Consider the following 6,453-nt stretch of genomic DNA (forward strand, 5'->3'; position numbering starts at 1 on the left):
CCGGAAGAAATAAACAACGAAAACATTTTGCACCTCATAAACAAGCTTATCTAGCAGCGTTTTACAGTCCGCATTCGCCATTAATGATCCCCCTGCACGGCTATACGATTTTAAAATTGTTTCCGGATCGTAAATTACAACAAAAAGTCAAAGAACTGAACAATGCTTTGGACAAAGCCCGCGCTGAAGCACCCGTCGAACTGGCACAAATGTTATCGCTACAGGATGCCACACAAATTATTGAACCACGTGTTTTTAAAAGGGGAAATCCAGGTACACCCGCACACACCGTTCAAAGAAGATATTTAACTTTTTTCGACCAGCTCTCCAGCAAACCATTCACACGAGGGAGTGGAAGACTGGAACTGGCTCAAGCAATCGTTTCCCCACAAAACCCGCTGACTGCCAGAGTCATTGTGAATCGTGTCTGGCAGCATCACTTCGGCAGAGGAATCGTTTCAACACCCAGCGATTTTGGAATTCAAGGAGCCACCCCTTCTCATCCCGAGCTTCTGGATCATCTGGCAAGCTGGTTCATGCACAATGGATGGTCCATTAAAAAACTGCATCGCTATATCATGCAGTCAGCCACGTATCAACAACAAAGTATTTCTTATGCACTCGGCGAGAAAATAGACCCTGCGAACAAGCTATTATGGAGAATGAATCGTCGGCGTCAGGACTTTGAAACGATGCGTGACACATTACTCCAGGTAAGCCACCAGCTCGATACTAAATTCGGGGGAAAATCAATCAATGGAATCACGTTGAATTCCAACAAACGCAGAACAATTTATACTTCCATCGACCGACAACGTGTTCCTGGCCTGTTGCGCACTTTCGATTTCCCCTCGCCCGATGTCAGTAGTGGAAGCCGAAACTCAACCTCGGTTCCCGGGCAATCTCTGTTCCTCATGAACCACCCCTTAGTCCTGAAATCTGCTGCGATTCTAGGAAAAGAAGCGGAACAGGCTGCCAATCCTACAATTGGAATCCGACAACTCTATCAGAAAATTTTGCAACGAGAACCAAATCAGGAAGAGTTCCTTGAAATGCGGAAGTTTCTGGAAGCTGACCAACTCCCGGAAAAACCAGAGTCAACTGCTTCACTATGGGAGTATGGCTATGGTGCTTACGATCAAGGGTCAAAAAAACTATTGAACTTTAACACGCTCCCTTACTGGAACGGAAAACAGTTCCAGGGGGGAGAGCGTTTACCTGATCCAAAAATTGGCTGGGTCTTTCTTGATTCCACAGGAGGCCACCCAGGTAATAACATGCAGCATGTTGCCGTGATTCGCTGGCGCGCCCCTGAAGCAATGGCTGTATCCATAAAAGGAATTCTCAAACACGAAATGCAACAAGGAAACGGTATTCGTGGACGTATCCTGGTCGACGGTAAACTGATGCTGGGTCCATGGAAGATTCACCAGAAATCGGTGGAAACCAATCTCGATAAAATCATCCTGAAAAAAAATGACGCCGTCGATTTTATTGTCGATATCGCTGATCATCTGGGATATGACTCCTTTGTCTGGTCTCCGGAAATCACGATGTTACCTCTTGAAATAGAAACCACATCTAAGACGAACATAAAACAAACGCCTCCACGAAAATGGAACTATTCCAAAGAATTCAGAAAACCCGACTCAGTACAAATAACTCCCTGGCAAAGCCTGGCCCAGATTCTATTGTTATCCAATGAATTTCAGTTTATCGATTGAATCAGCGAAAAGCAGAAAACATGAATGACATCACACAAAACTTACCCCCTCTTTCCAGACGCGAAATGCTGACACGAACCGGCATGGGAATGGGCATGCTGGCTTTAGCAGGACTGACGTCAGAAGAAAACGCACAGGCATCAAACAGTTCAGGGGCGATCACCAGACATCATCCTGCACAGGCCAAACAAGTCGTGCACCTCTTTATGAATGGAGGCCCCTCACACGTTGACACCTTTGATCCCAAACCACTACTGAAAAAGTTCCACGGCAAACCGTTGCCAAACCCCAGTTTGCCCACGGAACGAAAGACGGCAGGTGCCCTGAGCTCTCCTTTTCAATTCAAAAAGTACGGCGAATCAGGAATCGAAGTCAGTGAGCTATTTCAAAAAACAGCAGCCGCACACATTGATGACATGTGCATCATTCGTTCAATGCATTCCGATATCCCGAATCATGAACCTTCACTACTTTTAATGAACTGCGGCGATAATGCGCTCCCCCGCCCCAGCTTTGGCTCCTGGGTAAATTACGGTTTAGGATCGCTAAATGAAAACCTGCCCGGTTTCGTAGTACTCTGCCCCAATGGTTTTCCGGTAGTCGGCCCCAAAAACTGGCGTTCTGCATTTTTGCCAGGTTCTTTTCAGGGAACTCATCTCGATACAAAAGAGACTGTTATCTCCCGATTAATCGAAAACATCAATAACCCTCAACCTCCCGAACGTCAACGACGACAACTCGACCTCTTACAGAAAATCAATCAGCGCCATCTAAATCAACGAGGACATGATTCCTTACTCGAAGCGAGAATTCAATCGTTCGAATTAGCTTATCGCATGCAATTTGAAGCGTCGAATGTCCTGGATCTTTCAAAAGAACCAAAACACATCCATGAAATGTATGGCGACGGTTTACAAGGACGACAATTATTAATGACCCGCCGCTTACTGGAAAAAGGAGTCCGCTTTATTCAGGTCTGGCACAGTGGAGGTCAGGCATGGGATCACCATAGTGGTATCGAAAAAGGCCTGAGACAGCTTTGCGGACAATGGGATCAACCCATCGCCGCGTTTCTGAAGGATTTAAAACAACGGGGAATGCTCGATTCCACCCTGACTCTCTGGGGAGGCGAATTTGGCAGAACACCCGTCGCAGAACTTCCCGCAATGAGTGGCCGCGATCATAATCACTATGGCTTCAGTATGTGGATGGCAGGCGGCGGTGTCAAAGGCGGGCACGTACACGGTGCCACCGATGAAACAGGGTTCGCCGCATCCGAAAATAAAGTCCACGTGCATGACCTGCACGCCACAATGCTGCATTTGCTCGGCATTGATCATGAAAAACTCACCTACCGCTATGCAGGTAGAGATTTCCGTTTGACTGATGTGCACGGCCGTGTCATAAAAGAAATTCTTGCTTAGTACAATGATGTTTTTAATCACACTCTACACTCAAGGTAATTAACTTCCATGAAAATTGAACAAATCACTTGTCAAATATTACGATCAGGTTCCGTCACTAACAAAACAGCCAGTTGCCAGGACTCCGTTTTAGTGCGAATTAAAACCGACACCGGCCTGGAAGGTATTGGTGAAGCAGATTCTTCCCCGGAAGTCGTCAAAGCAGTCATCGATGCCCCCTATAGTCACAATGTCGCGTGTGGATTAAGAGAACTTCTCATAGGTGAAAACCCACTGGAAACAGAACGACTCTGGCAGAAAATGTATCGGCACACCATGTACTTTGGCCGAACCGGTGTCACCATCACCGCCATGGCTGCCATTGACATGGCGCTTTGGGATTTGAAAGGGAAACATTTCAACGAACCAATCCATCGTCTCCTGGGAGGACAACACCACACCGAATTCCAGGCTTATGCATCCATCCTGTTCGGCAGGGATGGTCGGGAAACATGTGACATCGCCCAACGCTGGATCGAAAATGGTTACACAGCCGTAAAATTTGGTTGGGAACCGATGGGCGAGTCAGAAAAACTTGACCTGGAACTTGTCGCTGGAGCCCGCGAAGGTATGGGAGATGGTATTTTATTGATCGATGCCGGCTGCGTCTGGGACGCCAGGACCGCTCTGCAACGAGCACACTCCTTTGCTGAATACAATATAGGCTGGCTCGAAGAACCACTCTTCCCCCACGATGTCGCCGGATATGCCTGGTTGAAAGATCGCTCTCCCGTTCCGATCGCCGCCGGTGAAGAAGAATGTGGACGCGAATCATTCCGTCCTTATCTCGATCAAAGAGCCTTGGACGTTTTCCAAATTGATCTGGCACGCAACGGTTTTTCGGAAGCCACGTATCTAAAACATCGAATCGCTGAAATTGGTGCGCGTCCCTGCAATCATTGCTATACCAGCCCCATCACCGTCGCGGCGAGCCTGCACTGGCTGGCAACCTGTAAAGATGCGTTCATATTTGAAGACTGTGTAGAAGATGAACCTCTCAGACACGAATTGACGCTCGAAAAAGTACAAGCGGAAAATGGTATCATCCAGGTTCCCGATAGACCAGGTCTGGGCATCACGCTCAATGAAGACTTCGTCTCTGCACACATTGTCTCAGAATCAAATTAATCACAGCAGTTTATTTTTCCCCTTATTAAATAGAATCAACACCATGTCTCAATCTCCCATAAGTACAAAAATCGATTTTGATAAACCAGGAATGCAATGGGGCACCCTGAATATCCCCTTCTCTTATAATCTCAGTGGTTGGGCGCAGTTGCAAATCCCCATTGCCACAATAGCTCAAGGAGAAGGCCCAACGGTACTCCTCATGGCAGGCAATCACGGCGATGAATATCCCGGACAGATTGCCATTATGAAACTAATGAAATCCCTCAAGACAGAAAATATTTCGGGGCGCATTATTTTCATCCCCGCGATCAACATCCCTGCAGCGAAAGCAGCCACACGACTCTCACCCCTCGACGGTAAGAATTTGAATCGCTGTTTCCCTGGAAATGCAGACGGAACAGCATCCGACATCATGGCTCACTACCTGACAACCGAAATTTTTCCTCGCGTTGATGTCGTCATCGATCTGCATACCGGTGGACGCGGAGTCTATTTTTATCCGTGTGCTCACATGCATCTCGTAGATGATCTGGAACAACGTCGCCGAATGGCATTAGCAACACGGGCATACAACACCGATTTTTCTTTCCTCTATGCAGATATCGCCGGTAAAGGACTCTTACCCGTCGAAGCAGAAAACATGGGAAAAACCGTAGTCACAACCGAAATGGGAGGTGGCGAAGTAACCAGTGCTCCCGTACATCGACTCTCCCAGGACGGACTCAATAATGTGTTGATTCATTTGAAAGTATTAGCCGGTGAAGAAAAAAGCCGCGCCGATTTAGGGCTTCCGCCAACCCGTTGGATACAGGCACTCGATGCAGAAGATTACATTTTTGCCCCCGAATCTGGACTCTTTGAAAGTTTCGTGGATGTGGGAACCGACGTTTCCGAAGGCCAACCTTTGGGAGCGCTCTATTTCCTTGAGCGTCCCGACCGAGACCCAACAATCATACAGGCCAATTCTGACGGCATCGCCATTGCGCACCGTGCTCCCACTTTAACCAGCCAGGGAGATATTCTTTTCTGTCTGGCCCATGATGTCGAAGAAGCAGTTCTGAAAACATTTGAATAACCACACGTTTCACAACAACAGGGATCATTCGCATGAGTTTGCTGGACTGGTTTATCGTTTTCATTCTAAATGGATCGGTCATTGCGTTCGGCTTCTATCTGGCCCGTGGAACCAAATCCAGTAGTGACTGGTTCCTGGGAGGGCGTTCCCTTCCCTGGTGGGGTTTGGGGCTCTCTATTTTCGCTACCAGTGTTGACAATGCAGATGCCATCTCTTTAACCGGTTTCGCTTACAATCACGGAATGCACATCATCGCGGTCTATACTATCGCCAGTGTTTTTGGTGCGATTGTAGCCGCATTTTTTGTCGTGCCTGCCCTCTATCGAGGTGGTTTTTTTACCAACGCGGAATATCTGGAAACACGATACGGAAAATCAATCCGGACCTTTAGTGCGCTCATTCAGATTCAGTACCGAACAACAATGCTGGGGCTGATGATCTGGTCAATCTATCTAATGCTGCAAGGCATCCTTGATATTTCACCGGTACAATGCTGGGCCTTAATTGTATTGCTGGTCATTTTTACGGCCGCTTATACAACCTGGGGTGGGTTGACCTCCGTTGTCTGGACGGACGCGTTACAGAGTCTGATCATGATGGCAGGTGGCATTGCCATATTCCGCGCGGTCTGGGTTGCCAGTGGAGGCTGGACTGCAACCGTTGAAAAATTATCTCAGACAGCGGACGAAAATGGGCAACCCCTCATTAACTGGCTACATATTGGAGAATTTCAGGATAGCAATTCCACATCACCCTATTTGTTTGTCATCGGCTGGACGATTATCGGTCTGTGTTATTATACCGTCAATCATACTCAGACCATGCGCCTGATGGGGGCACGCTCTCTTTGGGATATGAAAATGGCGGCATTGCTGGGCTGTTTTCTGATTATGCCGATCATGATTGGCACTGCGCTGATGGGAGTCATGGGTCGCGTGCTGGTTCCAGAGATTACAGATCCTTCGAAAGCTGACCAACTTTTTCCATATTTTGCCAACCAATATTTGGAGCCCGGTATCAAAGGTCTGGTGGTCGCCGGAATTCTCTCAGCTGCCATTAG

Annotated in this window: 5 protein-coding genes; all 5 read left to right on the forward strand. The window is 47.7% G+C overall.

What is annotated here, in order from left to right:
• Nucleotides 1-1,724 (forward strand): DUF1553 domain-containing protein (locus Q0668_RS00775; RefSeq protein WP_298858954.1); only part of this gene is annotated, 1,724 nt, incomplete at its 5' end.
• 20 nt (nucleotides 1,725-1,744) lie between these two features.
• On the forward strand, nucleotides 1,745-3,148 hold the full coding sequence (locus Q0668_RS00780; protein ID WP_298858956.1) for a DUF1501 domain-containing protein: 1,404 nt from the start codon (nucleotides 1,745-1,747) through the stop codon (nucleotides 3,146-3,148).
• Between the two features lie 48 nt (nucleotides 3,149-3,196).
• On the forward strand, nucleotides 3,197-4,315 hold the full coding sequence (locus tag Q0668_RS00785) for a mandelate racemase/muconate lactonizing enzyme family protein (protein ID WP_298858958.1): 1,119 nt from the start codon (nucleotides 3,197-3,199) through the stop codon (nucleotides 4,313-4,315).
• A 43-nt stretch (nucleotides 4,316-4,358) separates the two neighbouring features.
• The gene (locus tag Q0668_RS00790) at nucleotides 4,359-5,393 is read left to right on the forward strand and encodes a succinylglutamate desuccinylase/aspartoacylase family protein (protein WP_298858960.1); all 1,035 of its coding nucleotides are present in this window, start codon (nucleotides 4,359-4,361) and stop codon (nucleotides 5,391-5,393) included.
• Nucleotides 5,394-5,425: 32 nt separating this feature from the next.
• Nucleotides 5,426-6,453 (forward strand): hypothetical protein (locus Q0668_RS00795; protein WP_298858962.1); only part of this gene is annotated, 1,028 nt, incomplete at its 3' end.

Origin of the sequence: uncultured Gimesia sp. (genome assembly GCF_937910335.1) — a bacterium.
Classification (GTDB): domain Bacteria; phylum Planctomycetota; class Planctomycetia; order Planctomycetales; family Planctomycetaceae; genus Gimesia.

Bases quoted from the DNA above. Each gene is read 5' to 3' on its own strand.
- Q0668_RS00780 (WP_298858956.1), top strand. From the start codon at position 1,745: ATGAATGACATCACACAAAACTTACCCCCTCTTTCCAGACGCGAAATG.
- Q0668_RS00785 (WP_298858958.1), top strand. From the start codon at position 3,197: ATGAAAATTGAACAAATCACTTGTCAAATATTACGATCAGGTTCCGTC.
- Q0668_RS00790 (WP_298858960.1), top strand. From the start codon at position 4,359: ATGTCTCAATCTCCCATAAGTACAAAAATCGATTTTGATAAACCAGGA.